21 protein-coding genes are annotated in these 21,738 nt (G+C 58.6%); 16 read left to right on the top strand and 5 right to left on the bottom strand.

Annotation, left to right across the window (positions count from 1 at the left end; genetic code table 11):
• Positions 1 to 130 precede the first annotated feature (130 nt).
• From pncB to PQR62_RS00910, 4 genes are all read left to right on the top strand, one after another.
• On the top strand, positions 131 to 1,306 hold the full coding sequence (gene pncB / locus PQR62_RS00925) for a nicotinate phosphoribosyltransferase (RefSeq protein WP_408153839.1): 1,176 nt from the start codon (positions 131 to 133) through the stop codon (positions 1,304 to 1,306).
• Positions 1,307 to 1,376: 70 nt separating this feature from the next.
• A complete protein-coding gene (locus PQR62_RS00920) occupies positions 1,377 to 2,210 on the top strand; it encodes a hypothetical protein (protein WP_408153838.1) in 834 nt (277 codons plus the stop codon).
• 109 nt (positions 2,211 to 2,319) lie between these two features.
• Entirely contained in the window at positions 2,320 to 3,744 is a 1,425-nt protein-coding gene (locus PQR62_RS00915; RefSeq protein WP_408153836.1) for a sodium:proton antiporter, read from the top strand.
• Between the two features lie 19 nt (positions 3,745 to 3,763).
• Complete coding sequence (locus PQR62_RS00910; protein ID WP_408153834.1) at positions 3,764 to 4,747, top strand: 2-hydroxyacid dehydrogenase; 984 nt, start codon at positions 3,764 to 3,766, stop codon at positions 4,745 to 4,747.
• Between the two features lie 119 nt (positions 4,748 to 4,866).
• Here the strand turns inward: PQR62_RS00910 and PQR62_RS00905 are convergent, their stop codons facing one another.
• Both PQR62_RS00905 and PQR62_RS00900 read right to left on the bottom strand, forming a co-directional pair.
• Entirely contained in the window at positions 4,867 to 5,124 is a 258-nt protein-coding gene (locus PQR62_RS00905) for an acyl-CoA-binding protein (RefSeq protein ID WP_408153832.1), read from the bottom strand.
• A 24-nt stretch (positions 5,125 to 5,148) separates the two neighbouring features.
• Entirely contained in the window at positions 5,149 to 5,505 is a 357-nt protein-coding gene (locus PQR62_RS00900) for an FKBP-type peptidyl-prolyl cis-trans isomerase (protein WP_408153830.1), read from the bottom strand.
• A 360-nt stretch (positions 5,506 to 5,865) separates the two neighbouring features.
• Here PQR62_RS00900 and PQR62_RS00895 point away from each other — a divergent pair, with 360 nt between their 5' ends.
• The 5 genes from PQR62_RS00895 (at position 5,866) to PQR62_RS00875 (ending at position 10,755) form a co-directional block, all read left to right on the top strand.
• Positions 5,866 to 6,849, top strand: a complete 984-nt coding sequence (locus PQR62_RS00895; RefSeq protein WP_408153828.1) for a YVTN family beta-propeller repeat protein — start codon at positions 5,866 to 5,868, stop codon at positions 6,847 to 6,849.
• 71 nt (positions 6,850 to 6,920) lie between these two features.
• Positions 6,921 to 7,751: a polysaccharide deacetylase family protein gene (locus tag PQR62_RS00890; protein WP_408154673.1), complete on the top strand. Its 831-nt coding sequence runs from the start codon at positions 6,921 to 6,923 to the stop codon at positions 7,749 to 7,751.
• A gap of 192 nt (positions 7,752 to 7,943) precedes the next feature.
• Positions 7,944 to 8,930 carry a sterol desaturase family protein gene (locus tag PQR62_RS00885; protein ID WP_408153826.1) on the top strand — a complete coding sequence of 329 codons (987 nt, stop codon included), beginning with the start codon at positions 7,944 to 7,946 and terminating at the stop codon, positions 8,928 to 8,930.
• Positions 8,930 to 9,820: an EI24 domain-containing protein gene (locus PQR62_RS00880; RefSeq protein WP_408153824.1), complete on the top strand. Its 891-nt coding sequence runs from the start codon at positions 8,930 to 8,932 to the stop codon at positions 9,818 to 9,820. The genes PQR62_RS00885 and PQR62_RS00880 overlap by 1 nt, the downstream gene beginning before the upstream one ends.
• Positions 9,821 to 9,948: 128 nt before the next feature.
• Positions 9,949 to 10,755 (top strand): competence/damage-inducible protein A, encoded by an 807-nt coding sequence (locus PQR62_RS00875; RefSeq protein ID WP_408153822.1) that lies wholly within the window; start codon positions 9,949 to 9,951, stop codon positions 10,753 to 10,755.
• 137 nt (positions 10,756 to 10,892) lie between these two features.
• On the opposite strand, the gene PQR62_RS00870 is transcribed toward PQR62_RS00875, so the two are convergent.
• Positions 10,893 to 11,456 carry a phasin family protein gene (locus PQR62_RS00870; protein WP_408153820.1) on the bottom strand — a complete coding sequence of 188 codons (564 nt, stop codon included), beginning with the start codon at positions 11,454 to 11,456 and terminating at the stop codon, positions 10,893 to 10,895.
• A 505-nt stretch (positions 11,457 to 11,961) separates the two neighbouring features.
• Here PQR62_RS00870 and PQR62_RS00865 point away from each other — a divergent pair.
• Together PQR62_RS00865 and PQR62_RS00860 are read left to right on the top strand one after the other, a co-directional pair.
• On the top strand, positions 11,962 to 12,879 hold the full coding sequence (locus PQR62_RS00865) for a histone deacetylase family protein (protein ID WP_408153818.1): 918 nt from the start codon (positions 11,962 to 11,964) through the stop codon (positions 12,877 to 12,879).
• Positions 12,880 to 13,021: 142 nt separating this feature from the next.
• Entirely contained in the window at positions 13,022 to 13,921 is a 900-nt protein-coding gene (locus tag PQR62_RS00860; RefSeq protein WP_408153816.1) for a DMT family transporter, read from the top strand.
• Between the two features lie 60 nt (positions 13,922 to 13,981).
• Here PQR62_RS00860 and PQR62_RS00855 read toward each other — a convergent pair whose 3' ends face one another.
• Positions 13,982 to 14,803, bottom strand: coding sequence for a helix-turn-helix transcriptional regulator (locus tag PQR62_RS00855; RefSeq protein ID WP_408153814.1), 822 nt, complete (start codon positions 14,801 to 14,803; stop codon positions 13,982 to 13,984).
• A 194-nt stretch (positions 14,804 to 14,997) separates the two neighbouring features.
• Between PQR62_RS00855 and PQR62_RS00850 the strand changes: the two genes are divergently transcribed.
• Positions 14,998 to 15,759 carry a class I SAM-dependent methyltransferase gene (locus PQR62_RS00850; protein ID WP_408153812.1) on the top strand — a complete coding sequence of 254 codons (762 nt, stop codon included), beginning with the start codon at positions 14,998 to 15,000 and terminating at the stop codon, positions 15,757 to 15,759.
• A 629-nt stretch (positions 15,760 to 16,388) separates the two neighbouring features.
• Positions 16,389 to 17,504 (top strand): D-alanyl-D-alanine endopeptidase, encoded by a 1,116-nt coding sequence (gene pbpG / locus PQR62_RS00845; protein WP_408153810.1) that lies wholly within the window; start codon positions 16,389 to 16,391, stop codon positions 17,502 to 17,504.
• Positions 17,505 to 17,634: 130 nt separating this feature from the next.
• Here pbpG and PQR62_RS00840 read toward each other — a convergent pair whose 3' ends face one another.
• Positions 17,635 to 18,420 carry an IclR family transcriptional regulator gene (locus PQR62_RS00840; protein WP_408153808.1) on the bottom strand — a complete coding sequence of 262 codons (786 nt, stop codon included), beginning with the start codon at positions 18,418 to 18,420 and terminating at the stop codon, positions 17,635 to 17,637.
• Between the two features lie 347 nt (positions 18,421 to 18,767).
• Here PQR62_RS00840 and PQR62_RS00835 point away from each other — a divergent pair, with 347 nt between their 5' ends.
• From PQR62_RS00835 to PQR62_RS00825, 3 genes are all read left to right on the top strand, one after another.
• Positions 18,768 to 19,781 carry a sulfate ABC transporter substrate-binding protein gene (locus PQR62_RS00835; protein ID WP_408153806.1) on the top strand — a complete coding sequence of 338 codons (1,014 nt, stop codon included), beginning with the start codon at positions 18,768 to 18,770 and terminating at the stop codon, positions 19,779 to 19,781.
• A 205-nt stretch (positions 19,782 to 19,986) separates the two neighbouring features.
• Complete coding sequence (gene ssuE, locus PQR62_RS00830; RefSeq protein ID WP_408153804.1) at positions 19,987 to 20,577, top strand: NADPH-dependent FMN reductase; 591 nt, start codon at positions 19,987 to 19,989, stop codon at positions 20,575 to 20,577.
• Between the two features lie 174 nt (positions 20,578 to 20,751).
• Positions 20,752 to 21,729, top strand: a complete 978-nt coding sequence (locus PQR62_RS00825) for a sulfonate ABC transporter substrate-binding protein (RefSeq protein ID WP_408154671.1) — start codon at positions 20,752 to 20,754, stop codon at positions 21,727 to 21,729.
• The last annotated feature ends 9 nt before the right edge of the window (positions 21,730 to 21,738 follow it).

Genomic DNA, 21,738 nt, shown 5'->3' with positions numbered 1-21,738 from the left:
TCCGGGGTAATATAGGCCCTTCGCGCGGTATTCGACAGCGGCTCCCTGAGTGGGCGATGCGACATGCGCAGCAGGGCGTCGAATACTGAAATTCACCGGATACCAGGGGTCCCGTCGGCGCCCGATTTTCATGATCATCACATCCCTACTCGACACCGATCTGTACAAATTCACGATGATGCAGGTGGTCTTGCATCATTTCCCCGGAGCGCAGGTCGAATATCGCTTCAAGTGCCGCAACGAGAACATCGACCTGACGCCTTATGTCGATGAGATCCGGGCCGAGATCGCTGCGCTGTGCCGGCTGCGTTTTCAGGAAGCCGAGCTGGAATACCTGCGCAGTCTGCGCTTCATCAAGAGCGACTTCGTCGATTTCCTTGAGCTGTTCCACCTCAACGAAAAATACATCAGCGTCACGCCTTCGCCCACGCATCAGGGCGAGATCGACATCAGCGTCAAAGGTCCATGGCTGCACACCATCATGTTCGAAGTGCCGGTGCTGGCGATCGTCAATGAAGTCTATTTCCGCGCCACCCAGCGCGCTCCCGATTACGAAGAAGGGCGTACGCGGCTGCGCGAGAAGATTGCGCTGATCGCCGACGACCCGGCGCTGGGCGGCTGCAACATCGCCGATTACGGCACCCGCCGCCGCTTTTCGCGCAGCTGGCACGCCGAAGTGATCTTGGCGATGAAAGACACCATGGGCACCCATTTCGCGGGCACCTCGAACGTGATGTTCGCGATGCAGCACGATCTGACCCCGCTGGGCACCATGGCGCACGAATATCTGCAGGCCTGCCAGGCGCTCGGCCCGCGTCTGCGCGATTCCCAGACCTTCGCCTTCGAAATGTGGGCGCGCGAATACCGCGGCGACCTCGGCATCACCTTGTCCGACGTCTACGGCATGGACGCCTTCCTGCGCGACTACGACATGTTCTTCTGCAAGCTGTTCGACGGTGCCCGCCACGATTCGGGCGACCCGTTTGAATGGGGCGAGCGCCTGATCCAGCACTATCGCGACAACCGTGTCGACCCGGCCGGCAAGGTGCTGGTGTTTTCGGATGGTCTGGATTTCGACAAGGTCGCCGCGCTCTACATGCGCTTCAAGGATCGCGCCCGCGTGGCCTTCGGCGTCGGCACCAACCTGACCAATGACCTCGGCTACACGCCGCTGCAGGTGGTGATGAAAATGGTGCGCTGTAACGGCCAGCCGGTCGCCAAGCTGTCCGACACGCCATCCAAGAACATGTGCGACGACGAAGCCTACCTGGCGTATTTGCGGCAGGTGTTTGAAATCAAGGGCTGAACTTGCTCATGAGCCTGTTTGTTCCTGTACGGGATGATGCCGGCAAGGCCTCGTTTCAGGGATGTCCGCCGTGAAAAAACCAATGCTGTTCCGCCAGATGCATGTGCAGCGCTTGCGCAGCAAAATGGAGCGCGGGGGCTTTCCGCGTCTTTTCATGTTGCTGCTGATTGCCGTCACCGGCGGTGTGGGCTTCATTGCTTCTGCCCTGATGTTGCGTGCCGGATTCGACATCATTTGGGCGCGTTATCTGTGCGCCTTGCTGCTGGCATATCTGGCATTCGTCGCAATGCTGTGGATCTGGCTCAAGACGAGTCGACGCTTGTTTCGGTATGCCAGTGATTTTCCGGACATTTTTCCAGGGGTACGTTCTTCAGGCGCGCATGAATCGGACAACTTCGGCGGCATCGGCGGCAGTCATCAGATGGCAGGACAGGGCGGTACCTTTGACGGCGGAGGCGCGAGTGCCTACTTTGATTCCGGAGGGGGCGGTAGCGTCATGCCTGACGCCGGCGCGACTACCGATGGCGGATTGTCCGGAGTGTCGGATTTCAAAGGCACAGGCGATGTTTTGTCTTCATTTTCCGGCACCGACGAGGCGGCCGTTCCGCTGATTGTAGTGTTGGTGCTGGGAGCGCTTTTTTTTAGCGTGTTCTTAGTCTCGTTCTCGCTTCTGTATTCCGCTCCTGCACTGTTTGCCGAGTTGCTATTCGACGGTCTGCTGGCTGCCGGACTATATCGTCGTATGCGCCACAAAGTCGGCCGGCACTGGCTGGAAACGGCTGTGCAACATACGATAAAACCGTTGTTGTGCCTCGCGGTATTCGTGGTGCTGTTCGGCCTGGTGATTCCCTTGCTGGTGCCCGGCGCCGATTCTCTTGCAGATGTCTTGAACGCACTGCGATAACAGTTGAAATATTTTTAAGGCAGCCCCGTTTCTGTCGAAGCATCCGACCTAGCTGCTATAGTGTGCGCTCGCTTTCGCTTCGCCAACTCTTCCGTCACCGGGATAGAAATTGTCAAAAAAAATCTTTGTGATCGCGGCCGCCTGTCTGGGCTTCGCCGGTCTTGCCTTTCCTGCACTTTCCTTCGCTGCTGATCTTGACGGTGCTCAGCTGTCGGCTTTGTGGAGCGTGCCTTTCGTCGGCATTCTGCTGTCGATCGCACTCGGCCCTTTGCTGTTTGAGCATTTCTGGCATCAGCATTTCGGCAAGATCGCAGCGGCCTGGTCGCTGGCCTTTCTGCTGCCGTTTGCTGTTACATATGGCGGCCACGCCGCTGCCGCCGGCGCGGTGCATGCCCTGCTGGCGGAATACATTCCCTTCATCGCCTTGCTGACCGCCTTGTTCGTAGTGGCCGGGGGCATTTGCGTTCGTGGCAACCTGCACGGTACACCGGCGCTCAATACCGGCTTGCTGGCGCTGGGCACTTTGCTGGCCAGCTTGATGGGAACCACCGGCGCGTCGATGTTGCTGATCCGGCCGCTGATTCGCGCCAATGACAATCGCAAGCATCAGGTGCATCTGGTCGTGTTCTTTATTTTTCTGGTGTCGAATGCCGGCGGCTCGCTGACGCCGCTGGGTGATCCGCCGCTGTTCCTCGGCTTCCTGAAAGGCGTGGATTTCTTCTGGACGACTACCCACATCCTGCCGGATACCTTGTTCATCTGTATTTCGCTGCTGGCGCTGTTCTATGTGGTTGATCGCCACTTCTACCTTAACAAGGAAGAGGAATTCGCTGCGCAAAAGGATCCGACGCCGGATTCGGGAATCAGCTTCGACGGCAAATTCAATTTCGTATTGCTGGGCGTCGTCATCGCACTGGTGCTGATGAGCGGCTTCTGGCGTCCGGGCATCGAGTTTTCGGTGATGGGTACGCCGGTTGAGTTGCAGAATCTGTTGCGCGATGTGTTATTGGTCGGGGTAATTCTGGCTTCATTGTGGCTGACGCCGAAAAGTGCACGTACCGGCAATGATTTCAACTGGTTGCCGATTGCGGAAGTGGCAAAACTGTTTGCCGGTATTTTCATCACCATCATTCCGGTCATCGCCATGCTGCGCGCCGGCGAGTCGGGGCCCTTCGGCGCCGTGGTGCGCGCGGTGACCGGGCCTGACGGTCAGCCCAACGACATCATGTATTTCTGGGTAACCGGTCTGTTGTCGTCCTTCCTCGATAACGCACCGACCTATCTGGTGTTCTTCAACACCGCCTCGGGCGACGCGCACACGCTGATGACCTCAATGGCCAGCACGCTGGCGGCGATCTCGGCCGGCGCCGTGTTCATGGGTGCCAACAGCTACATCGGCAATGCGCCGAACATGATGGTCAAGGCCATCGCCGAAGATCGCGGCATCAAGATGCCATCCTTCTTCGGTTACATGGTCTGGTCGTTTGGCATCCTGATGCCGTTGTTTGTCATCATGACCTTCCTTTTCATCTGATCAAAAACTAGAGACAAAAATGAAAGCCAAGATTTTCGTAGCGCGTGCAATTTTTCCGGAAGTGCTGGAGCGCCTGGCGCAGCACTTTGACGTCGAATCGAATCAGGAAGACCGTATCTACGGTGCCGACGAACTGCGCCAGAAGGCGCAAGGCAAGGATGGACTGTTCACTACGCCGAGCGAGCCTGTGAATGCCGCGTTGTTTGCCGCCAATCCGCAACTGAAGGCGGTGTGCAACATGGCGGTCGGTTATAACAACATCGATGTTGCCGCAGCAACTGCGGCCGGGGTGATGGCGACCAACACACCTGAGGTGCTCAATGAAACCACCGCCGATTTCGCCTGGGCGCTGATGATGGCGACCGCGCGTCGCATCACCGAATCCGAACACTGGCTGCGTGCCGGTCACTGGAAAAAATGGAGCTACGACAGCTTTACCGGCCCCGATGTCCATGGCGCCACGCTGGGCATCATCGGCATGGGGCGTATCGGTCAGGCGATTGCCCGCCGCTCCATGGGCTTTGACATGAACGTGATCTATCACAATCGCTCGCAATTGAAGCCCGAGCTGGAAGCCCGCGCCAACAACGCAAAGTATGTCGGCAAGGAAGAACTGCTGCGCCAGGCCGATCACGTCGTGCTGGTGCTGCCTTACTCCAAGGAATCGCATCACACCATTGCGGCGGCCGAGCTGGCCTTGATGAAGCCGACGGCCACGCTGACCAACATCGCGCGCGGCGGTATCGTCGATGATGCAGCGCTGATCCAGACCTTGCGCACCGGCGGCATCGCAGCGGCCGGGCTGGATGTATTCGAGAACGAGCCGGCCTTCAATCCCGAATTCCTGAAACTGTCGAACGTAGTGCTGACGCCGCACATCGCCAGCGCGTCGACGCCGACCCGGCTGGCCATGGCCAATTGCGCGGCCGACAACCTGATCGCGGCATTGGCCGGGCAGACGCCGCCGAACCTGCTGAATCCGGATGTGGCGCGCAAGGGCTGAATACTTGCGCAGGCCTTTGTGTTGCAGGCGCTATGAACATCTGCATAAACAATAAAAAACCCGCTGATGCGGGTTTTTTATTTGCTGCCGGTTCCTGAAGGGAGTGCTGCGAATCAGAATCAGCCCTTGAGGTCCTTGAACATATCGATGTACTGCTGCTGTGCCTGTTCCTGCGCAGTACCTTTCACGGCTGCCCATGCATCCCACTTGGCGCGGGCCACGAAATCAGTCATGCCAGGACGTTCGCCTTGTACGTCGCCGTTGCTGCCTTGCTTGTACAGACCGTACATTTTCAGCAGGGTCATGTTGTCGGGACGTTCCGGCAGGGTCTTGGACTCCGCCACTGCGGCTTCGAACTGTTCTTTCAGATTGCTCATGGGTAACTCTCTCCTTCAGTTGGATCAGACTGCCAGCAATTCAACTTCGAAAATCAGGGTAGCGTTCGGCGGAATCACGCCGCCGGCACCGCGCGCGCCATAGCCGAGTTCGGCCGGGATGGTCAGCTTGCGTACGCCGCCGATCTTCATGCCTTGCACACCTTCGTCCCAGCCCTTGATCACATGGCCGGCGCCCAGCGGGAAGGCGAACGGGTCGTTGCGGTCCTTGCTCGAATCAAACTTGCTGCCGGCGCTACCGTCGGCGTTCTGCAGCCAGCCTGTGTAATGCACGCTGACGTGGCTGCCGGCTTTTGCTTCATCGCCCGAACCAACTTGTACTTCTTCGTATTGCAGCCCGGAAGCTGTTGTAACTGTGGACATTTTTTGCCTTTCTGCTTTCTGGTTTGAGGGATAGAGAGATGCTAATTAATGGTGTCGAGCAGTCGGACCAAAAAGCCCCTGGCGTGCGGGCCTGCCGTCAAACATGCAAGGAACACAAGGCGGGCGGCGCTTGCATTCGCATCGCGACGGTGCCGACAACCGTTTTTGTCTGGGCTTGATGGCTTCTTCTTGGTCTCGACATCCGCTCTGGTACCGGGTCTTGGCCGGAATGGATGGCAGTGTAAACCAAATTTACAGATCGGCGCAGCTTCTGTCAGCCGGAATGCCCGCCCACGCGTTAAGGAGGGCAGGGCGTGCGTCATGCACGATGAGATTGCAGTTTTTTAGGTAAAGTTCGTCATGATGCGTCGATTCGCTCAATTTTTTTCCGTGTCCGTGTTGGCGGCGTCGGCAATTGCTTCTGTTTCCGCTCCGGCTCAGGCCAATGTGGTGGTGGTGCTGAATTCGGGCGATGCCACCATCTCGTTGCTGGATCAGACCACGCATCAGCCGATCAATACCTTTTCGGTCGGCAAGGAGCCGCATCACCTGATGGCGACCCCGGACAACAAGTCCCTGATCGTCGCCAGCGCTACCGGCAATCAACTGCTGTTTCTGGATCCGAAAACCGGCCAGGTGCAACGCCAGATCCGCAATATCGTCGATCCTTACCAAATCGGTTTTTCGCCTGACCAGAAATGGTTCGTGTCGACCGGCCTGCGCCTGGACCGCGTCGACATCTATACCTATAACGGCAACGATCTGACACTGAGCAAGCGCGTGCCGCTGGCCAAGACGCCGAGCCATATCGCTTTCGACGCCGGCAGCACCACCGCTTTCATTACCCAGCAGGGCAGCGACGAGATCAGCGCCATCGACCTCGCCACCCAGCAAGTCAAATGGACGCTGCCTGTGGGTAAATTGCCGGCCGGCATCATGATGACGCCGGACAATAAATATCTGCTGGTGGGCATCATGGGCAGCGATTATGTGCAGGTGATCGACTGGCGCACGCAAAAACTGGTCAAGCAGATCCGCACCGGTGTCGGCGCCCACAATTTCCGCGCGCTGGGCGACAAGCGCTTCGTGTATGTGTCCAACCGCGTCGCCAACACCATCAGCGTGGTCGACATGCAGACCCTGGAAAACGTCGGCACCATCAAGGTACCGGGCGGCCCGGACTGTATGGAAGTGACCGAAGACGGCAAGACCTTGTGGGTCACGCTGCGCTGGATCAAGAAAGTGGCGGTGATCGACATCGCCAGCAAGTCGGTGACCAAGGTGATTCCGGTGGGACGTTCGCCGCACGGCATCTACTTCTATAATCGTGCTCCTGACGCCTGATTCATCGGCGTGAATCATCGGCGTGATTCATCGGCCCGATTTATCGATTCATTGCTTCACCGACATGCATGATGCTTAAAATACCCCTGCAGCGCCTTTCTCTGATCGTGACTCTGTGCGCCGCCGGCATCGCGGCGCAAGCTTTTGGTGAAAGCGCGCAAGCTGCGCAGACCGATGCCGGGCAATGCAAGGGCAGGATCTATCTGACCTTCGACACCGGCAGCCAGTCGCAGGCCGAACTGATCGAGCAGACACTCCAGCGCCACCACATCAAGGCGACTTTTTTCCTGGCCAATGAAAAGACGGTGAACGGCGATTATTCGCTTGATCCGGCCTGGGCGCCGTTCTGGAAAAAGCTGGCCGCTGAAGGGCATGCTTTCGGCACACACACCTTCGACCACGTCTACGCGGTGCGCGATTTGCCCGCCGGGAACATCGAAGTCAAACCGCAATTCGGCGCCAACGCCGGCAAGAAACTGGACTGGACGCCGGCGCAATATTGCAGCGAGATGCAGCGCGTGGCCCAGCGTTTCAAGGAATTGACCGGCAAGCATCTCGACCCGCTGTGGCGTGCGCCCGGCGGCAAGCTGACGCCGAATCTGCTGAAGGCCGGGCAGGCGTGCGGCTACGCGCATGTACCGTGGGCGCCGGCCGGATTCTCCGGCGACGAACTGCCGAGCGATAAATGGCCTAACGAGCTGCTGCTGCGCAAGGCGCTGAACGGCTTGAAAGACGGCGACATCTTCCTGGCGCACATGGGCATCTGGTCGCGCAAGGATCCCTGGGCGCCGGCCGTGCTAGAGCCATTGATCAGCGGACTGGAGAAAAAAGGTTTCTGCTTCGCCACCTTGCGCGAGCATCCGGCCTACAGTACGGTGTTCGGGCAAACGGCTGAGCCCTGAAGCGAATGCCGGCAGCGGCATCAGGATAAACTCAGGAACATTCGCAGTGGGTGCCAGTCGAAGCGGCGCATATGATCTATCCGGCAGGCAGCCTTAGGCAACTGCATGCAGGCCGGCCGGGAGCCGGAAATCGTCAACATGCCGGTGGGGCCGGCAGCTTGAGCACGGGGCAAGAACGATAAGAGTATTCACATGATTCAAACCATTTCCGATCTGTTCGCAAGCGCCCAGGGCTGGCTCTTCGAAACCATCGTACAGCCGCTGGTGTTTTACGTCGGCCTCGGCGAATTCGTCGAAGAAGCGTTTACCGGAACCGAATGGTTTCTGGTCGGCGTATGCGAACTGGTACTGCTGTTCATCGTGCTGCGGCCGCTGGAGTCCATGATTCCGGTGCATGCCATTACCGACAAGCGCGCGCGCTGGAACGACTTCATCTACACCCTGCTGCAGCGGCTCGGCGTCATCCCGCTGCTGGCGTTTTTCATACTCGATCCGGCCCTGTCCTATGTTTCCGAAATGCTCCATCTGGAAGGCTGGGGAACGTTCAATCTGGACGGTATCTGGCCCGGCGTGACGGATCTGGCGCTGGTCAGCTTTCTGCTTTATCTGGTGGTGCTCGATCTGTGCGAATACGCGTATCACTGGGCACAGCACAACGTGCGCTGGATGTGGGCGCTGCACAGTCTCCATCACAGTCAGGAAAACATGAATCTGTGGAGCGATGATCGCAACCACGTGCTGGACGATCTGGTGCACGGCGTCTTCATCGGCCTGGTGGCGGTGTTGATCGGTGTCGAGCCGTCGCAATACATTCTGCTGGTGTCCTTGTCGCGCATTCTGCAAAGCCTGCAGCACGCCAATGTGCGTATCCATTTCGGCCGCATCGGCGATCTGCTGCTGGTGTCGCCGCGCTTCCACCGGCTGCATCACGCGATCGGCATCGGCCATGAAAGCCGTGGCCGCAACTCGCTTGGCGGGCATAATTTCGCGGTGCTGTTTCCGATCTGGGATGTGATCTTCCGCACTGCGCATTTCGGCAAGGGCTTCGCCATGACCGGCGTGCGCGACCAGCTGCCGCCGCCGGCCGGCAAGGGCCGCGACTACGGCCGCGGTTTCTGGGCGCAGCAATGGCTGGGCCTGAAGCGGTTGGTTGAGTTTTCCAAAAGGCCGGTTCGCTGATGGGCATGTTGCTGGCTTCTTTCGGCCGCGCCCTGATGTCGCAGCTGCACATCAGGATGCTGCTGCTGACCATTCTGCCATTCGTGTGTTCGGTGCTGATCTGGGGCGTGGCGCTGTGGCTGGGGCTGCAGCCCATGATCGACTGGCTGCAAAGCTATTTCCTTGATAACAATATTTTCGGCGTGGCCGGGACGGTACTCAACTGGTTCGGGATGGGGGCGCTGAAAACTGTGATCGTGCCGCTGATCGCCATGTGGACCTTGCTGCCGCTGATGATTCTGACGGCGCTGATATTCGTCGGCCTGTTCACGATTCCGGCGGTGGCGCGCCACATCGGAGGCCGTCATTACCCGACGCTGCAAAAGAAAGAAGGCGGCAACTGGCTGGGCAGCCTGTGGACCTCGCTCTGGTGTTTCGCCCTGTTCGTGGTGGCCTGGATCATCACCTTGCCGGTGTCGCTGATTCCGCCGCTGGCCTTCATCGTTCATCCTTTGCTGTGGGGCTGGCTGACCTATCGCGTGATGGCCTACGACACCCTGGCCGACTACGCCAGCGTCGATGAGCGCCGCATTCTGCTCAAACAGCATCGCTGGCCCTTGCTGGTGATCGGCACTGCCGCCGGCGCCATGGGTGCAGCGCCGACGCTGCTGTGGCTGGGCGGTGCGCTATCGGTGATTTTCTTTCCGCTGCTGGCAGCCGGCGCGATCTGGCTGTACGTGCTGGTGTTCGTCTTCACCGGCCTGTGGTTTGAATACTATTGCCTCGAAGCCCTCAAGCGGCACCGCGTGCAAACTCCTGCGACTGAGGATGTCGTGACCGACGCCAGGCCGGCCTCGCCATTCAGCCGCAACAGAGGCGATGCCGACATCATCGATGTCGAGCCGCATTGATTGCTCCGCATGTGACGGCGCTTACCGGGCAATCGGTCCCCTGAAAATGGCGGCTCCGTGCCGGCATGGAGTGAATCGGGCATAATCCCCGGAGTTTGACCAACCCAGAAACCAGGCGGAACAGACTCATGGCAATTGGACTGATTATCATCGGCGACGAAATTCTTTCCGGAAGGCGCGTCGACAAACACTTCCCCAAAGTGCTCGAACTGCTGACCCAGCGTGGTCTGCAACTGTCCTGGGCAGAATACGTGGGCGACGAGCGCGAACGCATCACGGCCACACTGAAACGCACCTTGTCGGGCAGCGACATCGTGTTCTGCACCGGCGGCATCGGCGCCACGCCCGACGACCACACCCGGCAATGCGCGGCTGCAGCGCTGGGCGTGCCCTTGCAGTTGCATCCCGAGGCCAAGGAAAAAATCCAGGAGCGGATCGGCGACACCGCGCGCGAAGCCGGCATCACGCCTGACTTCAATGCGCCGGAAAATCTGCATCGCCTGAAGATGGGCGAGTTCCCGCAGGGCGCGTCCATCATCCCGAATCCCTATAACAAGATCCCCGGCTTCTCGATCCAAAACACCAGCGGCGAAGGTGCTCACTACTTTGCGCCGGGCTTTCCGGTGATGGCCTGGCCGATGTTCGAGTGGGTGCTGGAAACCAAGTATGCGCATCTGTTCCATCGTCAGGCCTGGTCGGAAAAATCGGTGCTGGTGTTTGAAGCAGCCGAATCGACGCTGACGCCGATGATGGAAGCGATCGAAGCCGAATTCCCGCTGGTCAAGGTATTCAGCCTGCCGCATGTGGGCGACGACAAGACACGCCGGCATATCGACCTCGGCGTCAAGGGCGACCCCGATCAGGTGGAACAGGCTTTTGTGAAAATGCAGAATGGACTGAATGCGCTGAAGGCGGAGTTTCATCTCCCCTCGTGATTGCTGTCCGGGCGATCGGCCTGGCGGTAAAGTTGCAGCTGTAACCCCGGTCGGCCTTGCAGTTCAGGCGCCGGTCCAATAAAAAAGCCGGGTCGGACATCAGTCCGACCCGGCTTTGGCATTCCGCTCTTCCGGAATTACTTCTTGGTGGCGCGCGTCGCCTTGGCCGTCACCTGTGTGACCTGATCGACCGCGTTGCTCACATTGGCTTCGATCACTTCAGCCGCCTGCTTGGCGCTCTTGCTGAACTGCTCGTAACTGGCATTGAGATTGCTGAAGGTCGACTTCAGCATAGAAATGGCGTTTTCTGAACCCGGCGGCGCATTCTTTGCCGCCTCGTCAATCATCGCGATCACTTTGCGATTGCCTTCGGCGATCTGGGATTCGGCAGTCTTGGTCAGCTCGGCCTGGGTGCCGGAGATGATGCCGCTCAGATGACGGCCGTAGGCGATCGACTTCTCGACGGCCGGTTGCGCCTGGGCGCTGCTCAGCGTGAAAAATTCCTGCGGGTCTTTGGCCGCAAACAGTTTTTGCGCCGTCCCCTGACTTTCTTCCAGCGAAGATTTGACCGCTTTCAGATTCAGCTCGACCAGCTTCTCCATGCCTTCGAAGGCCTTGCTCGCGAACTGGGTGTACATCGCCAGTTGGGCGTCGAAACCTGCTTTGGTGACAGCAGAGAATTGTTCGTTATACGTCGTCATATTAAAAGTCCTCTAAGGGTAAGGTTGTTAATGGATGAGTGACGATTGCTTACGGCGTGATCTGAAGCGAAAGAAGTGATCTCCGATGAAATTTCTTATTTGAATTTGATGCGTTGCACAATCGATTCTAATTTAAAAACAATCAATGTCAATGATTTATCCCCATGAAATTGACCTGGCGCAAGGCCGCTTTGCGAGTGCTGCAATCCACAAGCCGCAGCGGCTTTGTGGCGGATCGTTCTCGGCATAAGTCATCGTACAAGCGAGCTCCTGATCGCCCTGAGGATGGGCGCGGCATGGCCGTAAAAAATTTCAAGCAACGATGCGCGACGTTCGCGGCCGGTGCTGCTAGCATGGCTGCCTTTGTTGGGGCGGATGTCCGGCGCCGTCTTTGCGTAGCTGCTTTGCGAGTCTGAATGCGCCGGCCATTGCGATGACGCCGGCGTCCGATGACACTTCAATCGGCCGTCCGCCCAGCCCTTGCCGACTATTCAGAGAGCCGTTTTTGAAAGCTTTTTACAGCGACCATTTTGTCCTGCCGCTGCCGCCCGGCCATCGCTTTCCGATGCAAAAGTATCGGATGATCCGCGAGGGCGCCGCGCTGGCCGTACCGGATATTGAATTTCACGAAGCCGTGGCCGCCACCGATGGGGTGCTGGCATTGGCCCATCATCCCGATTACATCGCCCGCGTCAGCGCCGGCAATCTGGATCCGGCCGAGCAGAAGGCCATCGGCTTTCCCTGGTCTGCAGAAATGGTGGAACGCTCGCGCCGTTCAGCCGGCGCCACCATTGCGGCCTGCCGCGCCGCGCTGGAGCAGGGCGTGGCCATCAATCTGGCCGGCGGCACGCATCACGCTTATGCCGACCACGGCGCCGGCTTTTGCGTATTCAATGACGCCGCGATCGCCGCGCGCCTGATGCAGGCCGAGCGTCGCGTGACGCGGGTGGCGGTGATCGATCTGGATGTACATCAGGGCAATGGCACGGCCTCGATTCTGGCCAGGGATGATTCGGTCTTCACCTTGTCGCTGCATGGCAGCAACAACTATCCCTTTGAAAAAGAGCAGAGCGATCTGGACGTGCCGCTGCCGGATGGCGTCGGCGACGCCGAGTATATGGATGCGCTGCAGGCCGCCTTGCAGCAGATGCTGCAGGCTTTTCAGCCGCAGTTGCTGATCTATCTGGCCGGCGCCGATCCGCATGAGGGCGATCGTCTGGGACGCATGAAGCTGACATTGGCCGGGCTGGCCGCACGCGATGAGGCGGTGTTCGCGTTTGCGCAGCAGCAGAAAATCCCGGTAGCGGTTACGATGGCGGGCGGTTACGGCAAGAACATAGAAGAAACCGTCGCCGTTCACCTACAAACTATAAAACTGGCCAGTCAGGCGATTCATCGTATTGCGGCAAGCAGACATGGCTGATCTTTGGCATGCCGCGCCGATCAGGCAGGCAATTGATCGCAAGCTCATGCCAGCGCTTGCACATGCAGACTGCGCGCGACGATGATGGCGACGGTATTTTTACCGTCTCTGATATAGGCCTGAGACCGATTCTGGAAAAACCATGATGCGCATGACCGCCGGCGACAGCCGGCACAAACAATTATTACTGAGCCTGGTGCCGTTCGCCTTCGTGCTGATCTGGAGCACCGGCTTCGTGGTGGCCAAATTCGGCCTGCCATTCGCGCCGCCGATGACCTTTCTGTTTCTGCGTTTCGTCGGCGTGCTGCTGGTCTTGCTGCCGCTGGTGCTGATATTCCGTGCACCCTGGCCGCGCGGCCGCATCCGTCATGTGGCAGTGGCCGGCATTCTGCTGCAGGCCGGTTATCTGGCGGGTGTCTGGAGTGCGATCAAGATGGGCATGCCGGCAGGTTTGTCGGCGCTGATCGTCGGCATGCAACCGATTCTGACGGCATTTGCGGCTCCTTTCCTCGGCGAATCGGTGCAGAAGCGTCAATGGCTGGGGCTGGGACTGGGTTTGTGCGGCGTCGGCCTGGTGGTGGCCAACAAGATTTCGCTGATCGGCCTGTCGCCGCTCAGTATCGGCCTGTGCGTATTCGCGCTGTTGTCGATCACGGTTGGTACCCTGTATCAGAAGCGCTATTGCGCACACTTCGATTTGCGCACCGGCACCATGGTGCAATTTGCTGCCTCGGCAGTGGTCTTGCTGCCGCTGGCAATCTGCTTCGAAGGGCTGGACTGGCGACTGAGCCAGGTTGAATGGACTCCCCACTTCATCGCCGCCATGCTGTGGTCGGTGTTCGCATTATCGATCGGCGCCATCTTTTTGCTGTTTGCGCTGATCCGGCAGAGCGCCGCCACGCGCGTCACCAGCCTGCTGTATCTGACGCCGCCGACTACCGCCGTCATGGCCTGGCTGATGTTCGGCGAGGCTTTCAGCATGATCGGCATGCTGGGCATGCTGATTTCGGTGATCGGCGTGGCGTTTGTAGTGCGACGCTGATTTGACCTTGGACTGCGCCTGATCGGCGCCAGTTTTCGTCAGTGTCGTGATCAACGGCTTTCAGTTCGTCTCATCCTCCGCCGCAATCGCGCCCGGCATCAGCGTGATCAGTTTCAGATCCGGGCGATTGGCGACACGGAAATTCACTTGCTGAAATAGCAGCTCTCCCTGTACCGGATGACGAAAGCGGCGCTCGCCGCCTTCGCGTTCCACCACGTCCTGCAAACTCCAGGCATGTTTGAACAGGGCATTGCCGGCTGACAGTTCCTCCACCATGCTGGCGATCTGCGGATCGTCCAGCATTTGCCCGCAATCGGCGCGAAACTCCGCCACCAGCCGTCGCGCGCGCTGTTCCCAGTTGTCGATCAGGCCTGGCGACGCTTCACTGAGGAACATGAAGTGCAGCAGATTGAGATTGCCGTTCTTCACATTCAGCCAGCCGCTGAACAGCTTGCGCGCAGCGCTGTTCCAGGCGATGGCATTCCAGTAACGATCCAGCAGATATGCCGGCGCGCGGATGTTGCGCACCACATCCATGATTTCCGGCGCCACCGTCTCGTCGTCATGTTCGGGCGATACCGGATCTTTCTTGCCGGCCAGTTCGAACAGATAGGCGCGTTTAGCGCGCGGCAGATGCAGGGCTTCGGCGATGCGCGCCAGCGATTGCGGCGACACCGAATCGCTGCGGCCTTGTTCTATCCAGGTGTACCAGGTCACGCTGATGCCGCACAGCTGCGCGATTTCCTCCCGGCGCAGACCGGGCGTACGGCGCCGGCCGCCATGCGAAAGATGACCGAGGCCGGCTTGCGAAGGGGCGGTCTGTTCACGTTGCGACTTGATGAAATCGCCTAGCGCCTTGCGGCGGATGAGCTCGTTGTCCATGGATGGTGTTGTCGGGTGGGGGGGATGCAGGCCTTGCTGCAAGCTGTCTTGAGCCGGCTTGCTGGATGTTGCCGGCGTCCTTGCCAGTGTCAAGGTATTGGCTTTGGTAATAGTATAAATAGATAACTTGTAACAGGATAAAAATTAATTAAACTGGGCTTCCCACATGAAATAAACAACCCTCGGAGTCCATAATGCGCAGCCACAGCCAGGTCGTTTCCCAGCAATTCGGCACTACCGCCGCTTCTTATCTCACCAGTGCAGTTCACGCCCAGGGCGCGGATCTGCAGGAGTTGGCGCAGATCGCCGCGCAGATCGATCAGGCGCAGGTGCTGGATCTGGGCTGCGGCGGCGGGCACGCCAGTTTCGCAGTGGCGCCGCACGCGAAGAAAGTGGTGGCTTACGATCTGTCGCCGGAAATGCTGGGCGTGGTCAGCACCGCAGCCGCCGAACGCGGGCTGGATAATCTGGTGGTGCGCCAGGGCAGCGCCGATAAGCTGGACTTTCCCGATGCCAGCTTCGACCTGATCTGTACCCGTTACAGCGTGCACCACTGGCGCAACCTGCCGCAGGCCTTGCGCGAAGTATTCCGCGTGCTCAAAGCGGGCGGCCGTTTCATCGTGATTGATACGGCGGCGCCGGCCGATGTGCTGGCCGACACCTATGTGCAGGCCATTGAGCTGCTGCGCGATACCTCCCACGTGCGCAACATCAGCCTCAGCTCCTGGCGCAAGCTGCTGGCTGAGGCCGGCTTCCGTCTCGCGTCCGACAAGACCTGGAAGCTGCGTCTGGAATTCACTTCCTGGGTGGCGCGCATGCGTACGCCGGCCGACAACATCACGGCCATCAAGGCACTGTGGAACAGCGCGCCGGGCGAGGTGAAGACGTATTTCGAGCTGGACGATCAGTATTCCTTCTCGATTGATGTCGCCATGCTGGATGCGCGCAAGGGCTGAAACGACATCGTGCGACATGAAAAGTGACTGAGGGATGGGCGGAGATCGCTGCAACAGCCGTGAATCTCCGCTATCCCGCATCTTCTTCCCTTGGGCTGAAGCTGACGCTCTTCGCGCTCATTCTCTCTATATAAGCAAAAAGCGGGGGAGGAGCTATCGGCTGCGAACATTTGTATCCGCCGTCAACGGCGTCGCCGCTTGCGTCGTTAATTCGCTCAGCTCTGTCGAATATTTTCTGTGTTCGGCCTCAGCGCCACTTGTATTGCAAGCACGGTCAGTTCGATGAGCACGCTTTCCTCATCCTCGAATCCCATCCCAATGCGATTATCTGGCGCCGGTATTTGCCTCTGTTAAGGCAATGCAGCGCATGGTGCCCGCTTTAGACTGGTATCATCCTGTGGGCTTAAATTTTGTTGTTGGAGTGTGGGCCGGCTGTAAATCGCAAAAAAACTGTTATCTAAAAATAAATTTGCCTGAGTATCTGGGGAATCAGGCGAAGAAATTAAGTAGAAAGTCGTTTAAATAATTACGCTAACTACCTAATTCTCTTGCGAATTTTCCGCATTTTGCTACACTGCCAACAGTTTCTTGAACGTATTGCTTGTAATAAATTGGGGGGAGGTCCACCGATGCTTAAATCAGCGCTAGCTATTTTTACTACGCTACTTTTCACTGTTTCCGGTATTTCTCCCGTACAAGCTCAAACAGCTTCTACAAATACTAAGAAAACTTCTTCGAAAAAAGCTCCGGTCAAAAAGGCCGTAGTTGCCAAACGTCCTGTCACGCACAGCCGCGTCACCAAAGCCTCGCTCGATAATCGCGAAAAGCTGGTTCGCAAAGTCACCGTTGTCAAAGGCAAGCGCCGCGTTGCCTATCAGCGCGTCTCGGCTGCGCCGTCCATGCCTGTGGTGCCGCCGGTCATGACCGCCGGTGATCTGGCTGGTCTGAACCTGACGCAAGATCCTCTGGCATTGAAATCGAATGTGGCGCTGGTGATCGACCAGGCCAATTCGCAGGTACTGTTTGAAAAGAACTCCACCGTAGCGCTGCCGATTGCCTCCGTCACCAAGCTGATGACCTCGCTGGTGGTGGTGGAAGCGCGCATGAACATGGAAGAAGTGCTGACCGTGACCGACGATGACGTCGACCGCGAAAAGCACAGCAGTTCACGCCTGCGCGTCGGCGCCCAATTGTCGCGTGACGACATGCTGCACATCGCGCTGATGAGTTCGGAAAACCGCGCAGCTTCGGCGCTCGGTCGCAACTATCCGGGCGGCTTGTCTTCCTTTGTCGCAGCCATGAACGCCAAGGCGCGTTCGCTGGGAATGATGGATACCCACTACGTCGATTCGACCGGCCTGTCGAGCCAGAACGTTGCCAGTGCGCGCGATCTGGCCAAGCTGGTGGTGGCGGCTTATCAATATCCCATCATTCGCCAGTATTCGACCGACTCCAAATATCAGGTCGAGCCCAGCGGCCACGCGCTGCAGTACAACAGCTCCAACCGTCTGACATCGAGCAAGGACTGGGACATCGGTCTGCAAAAGACCGGCTTCATCAACGAAGCCGGCCACTGCCTGGTCATGATGACGCGCATTGACGGTCGTCCTATCGTGATGGTGTTCCTGGACTCCAAGGGCCGCCTGTCGCACGTCGGCGATGCAACCCGCATGCGCAAGTGGCTCACCGAAGACGGCCAGCAGAATCTGACCCGCGTCAAGATGGTGCGTGCTGATCAAGGCTGAGTTTGATGTCTTCGCCGGAGTCTGAACGATCCGGGCAATAAAAAAAGCGAACCGACGGTTCGCTTTTTTTACGTTTGAGCCTGTGAATCAAACTGCCAGCAGTTCAGCACGGCGTCCTTCAACAAGCACTTCAAGCCTGCCGGTCGTCGAAGCCCAGCGCAGTCGAAATCTGATGTGCGGTCGAGACCAGATCCTCCACCCATTCTTCCTGCAGGCGATCGGCCGGCGCCGAGATCGACAAGCCTGCGACCAGTTTGCCACTATCGTCGCGAATCCCGGCTGCCATGCAGCGCACGCCCAGTTCCAGCTCTTCGTTGTCGCGCGCATAACCCAGCGTGCGCACCATGCTCAGCTCACGCTCCAGCTTGGTCAGATCGGTAATCGAATTCTTGTTGTGACCAGCCAGGCCGGTCCGCATCGCATACGCGCGCACTGCCTTGGGGTCGTCGATCGACAGAAACAGCTTGCCGGTCGAGGTCAGATGCAGAGGTGCGCGACCGCCGATGGCACGCACCACCTGCATGCCGGAACGCTCGGAAAACGATCGATCGATATACACGATTTCATCGCTCTGACGCACTGAAAGGTTGATGGTCTGATGTGTCTTGCGATGCAGGGCGCGCATGAAGTCGAGCGCGGCTTCGCGCACGCTGAGGCGGCTTTTGACGACATTGCCCAATTCCAGCAATCGCATGCCAAGTCTGTAGGTACCCGGTTCGACGCGGTCGACGAAGCGCTTCACCACCAGATCGTTGAGAATGCGGTGAGCAGTGGACGGATGCAGCCTGGTAACGGCAGAGAGCTCTTTCAGGCTGACCGGATCGGGATAGGCCGCCAAGGCGTCGAGCAGCGACACCATGCGCTCGATCACCTGGATGGAAATGCTCTCTGTCTCGCCTGCAGCTTCTTTTTTCATGTGCCGTTTCGTGTGCGGTGACGCGCCGAAGGGCGCGTTGGTGCGTTGCGGTAGGGAATCAGGTTATACCACATTGTGAAAAAAATCAAAAAACGAGGCGATGTGAGAACGACGACCACGCTTGGGCAGAGCTGGAATATGTGTCCTCTGGCTAGCCCCCCGCTATATCACCGCCAGCCATTCCTAAATAGTTTATTGATCTAAAAGCCGCGCTCTATATTCGGCCGCGCTGTTCTTGCATATCTGTTTTTCGCATAACTAGAGAAGAAAGTATTCGTTCTTTTTTTGCTGCCTGCTAATTAACCTGTGCTCTCCATAAGAACCGACACAAAACGGGAAGAGAAAAAATGCTGAAACACTTCGTCAAAACGGTAGTTGCCGCGCTGGTGCTGTCACAAGCTGCAAGCGTCGCGCACGCCGCCGACCTCTCGCTGCTGAACGTCTCTTACGACCCGACGCGCGAACTTTACGCAGACTACAACAAGGCCTTCGCCAAGTACTGGAAGGAAAAGACCGGCGACAACCTGACCATCAAGGCATCGCATGGCGGCTCCGGCAAACAGGGCCGCTCGGTCATCGACGGCATCGACGCCGATGTGGTGACCCTGGCGCTGGCCTACGACATTGACGAAATTTCCGAGAAGGCCAAGCTGCTGCCGGCCGACTGGCAAAAGCGCCTGCCGCACAACAGCTCGCCGTACACCTCGACTATCGTGTTCCTGGTGCGCAAGGGCAATCCAAAACACATCAAGGATTGGGACGACCTGATCAAGCCGGGCGTGTCTGTCATCACGCCGAATCCGAAAACCTCGGGCGGCGCCCGCTGGAATTATCTGGCGGCATGGGCCTACGCGCTGAAGAAGGGCGGCAATGATGCCGCTGCGCGCGACTATATCGGCAAACTGTTCAAGAACGTGCCGGTGCTGGATTCCGGCGCGCGCGGCGCCACCATCACTTTCGTTGAGCGCGGCATCGGCGACGTCCTGCTGGCGTGGGAAAACGAAGCCCTGATCTCGCTCAAGGAATGGGGGCCGGACAAGTTCGATATCGTTGCGCCGTCGATCTCTATCCTGACCGAGCCGCCAGTAGCGCTGGTCGACAAGGTGGCCGACCGCCGCGGCACGCGCAAGGTGGCGGAGGAATATCTGAAGTATCTCTATTCGGATGCCGGCCAGGAAATCATCGCCAAGAACTACTACCGCCCGATCAACGAAAAGATCGCTGCCAAGTATGCCTCGCAATATCCGAAGCTGAACCTGATCACCGTCGACAACACTTTCGGCGGCTGGCAGAAGGCGCAGAAGGATCACTTCTCCGACGGCGGTACCTTCGATCAGCTGTACGTGCCGACGCGCAAGTAATTGCAGGGAGCTTCATGCGGCAGCCGCGCTCAATCCAGTGATCGAGCGCGGCTGAAAAGTACTGTGGCGGCACGCAGGTATTCAAACGCAGCAAACGCAGCAAACGCAAAAAAAGAATCACCGGCGGCGCCCGCAGTCCTCTCACTCAGATTAGCGCGCCGCCTTCCTTGAAACAGAACAACGATCACACCGAAGCAGAAATCAGATGACTATCCTGTTGTTGGCCGGCAGCCCCTCGGCGCCATCGCGTTCCACCCGCCTGCTGCATCATGTCGGCGACAAGCTGGCCGCTCTGGGCCATCGCTATACCCGGCTCGATGTTCGCGATCTGCCTGGACAGGCGATTTTGCGCGCCGACTGGAACGATCCCGAGATCAAGGCCGCCCTGGCGCAGGTCGAAGCCGCTTCGGCGGTGGTAGTTGCCACCCCTGTCTACAAGGCTGCCTACAGCGGCGTGCTGAAAGCCTTTCTCGATCTGTTGCCGCAGTTCGGTCTGACCAACAAACTGGTGCTGCCGCTGGCCACCGGCGGTAGTCAATCGCACATGCTGGCGCTGGATTACGCCTTGCGTCCGGTGCTGTCTTCGCTGGGGCCGCGCCACGTTTTACCAAGTATTTATGCCACTGAAGCGCAGGTGCTGTGGAGCGAAGAAAACGGTCTGACGCTGGACGAACCCATCATCGCTCGCGTGCAGGAAGGCGTGGAGCAACTGTCGGCGAGTCTGCTGGCGCTCAAAGGACTTGATCCTCACGCCTTCAGCGATGTGCCGTTTTCGCAGGTGCAATGTAGCGTCTGACATCCGAACACGACGCCATTTTTTAGAGCAGCCAGGCCAGCCCGATAAACGATATGCATGCCCTCCGATGGAGCGGCAGGGCGGCTTGTACGCCGCGCTTCGGAAAAGGACTGCCATTCACGCACACAGGAGAATGATTTGAGCAAGGACAACAAGAAAAAACACAGCCAGGCGATTCAGGCGACGCCGGCCATTCAGCATGGTCGGCGCCGCAGCCTGGCGACGCTTTCCGCCCTCTCCGCGCTGACTCTGGCGGTCGCTATTGGCATGCCGAATCCGGCGCACGCGCAAAGCAAGGTCTTGCGCATCGGCTATCAGAAAGCCGCCAGCACGCTGGTGCTGCTGAAGGCACACGGCGCGCTGGAAAAACGACTGCAGGCGCAAGGCGTGGAAGTGAAGTGGGCTGAATTTGCGGCCGGTCCGCAATTGCTGGAAGCGCTCAATGTCGGCTCGGTCGACTTCGGCTACGTCGGCGAGGCGCCACCGGTATTCGCGCAGGCGGCCGGTGCCGATTTTGTCTACACCGCCTATGAAATTCCGACGCCTGACGCCGAGGGCCTGCTGGTGCAAAAGAACTCCGCGATCAAGAGCGTGGCCGAACTCAAGGGCAAGAAAATCGCCTTCAACAAAGGCTCCGACGTGCATTGGCTGGTGGTGGCTCTATTGAAAAAAGCCGGCCTGAACTACAGCGATATCCAGCCGGTGTATCTGGCGCCGGCCGATGCGCGCGCTGCATTTGAAAAGGGCGCGGTCGATGCCTGGGCCATCTGGGATCCGTTCCAGGCGGCTGCCGAAAAGCAGATCGGCGCACGCCGGCTGGCCAGCGGCGTGGGGGCTGTCAGTCATCACCAGTTTTTCCTGAGTGCGCGTCCTTTCGCATCCAAGAATCCGGAAGTGATCAAAGCGCTGCTGGAAGAAGTCAGCAAGGAAGGCCAGTGGATCCGCAGCAATATCAAGCAGGCCGCCGCCGAGCTGGCCCCGATTCAGGGTCTGGATACGGACGTCATCGAGATCGGTCTCAAGCGCTACGAACACATTTTCAAACCGGTCGATGCGCAAGTGCTGGCCGAGCAACAGAAGATCGCCGACGCCTTCTTTGAATTGAAACTGATTCCGAAAAAGCTGGACGTCAGCACTGCCGTATTGAAGTAAGCAAAGCCG

This window comes from Herbaspirillum lusitanum (assembly GCF_046025995.1).
Lineage (GTDB): Bacteria > Pseudomonadota > Gammaproteobacteria > Burkholderiales > Burkholderiaceae_D > Herbaspirillum > Herbaspirillum lusitanum_A.
This window is presented reverse-complemented; position numbering and strand designations above follow the sequence as displayed.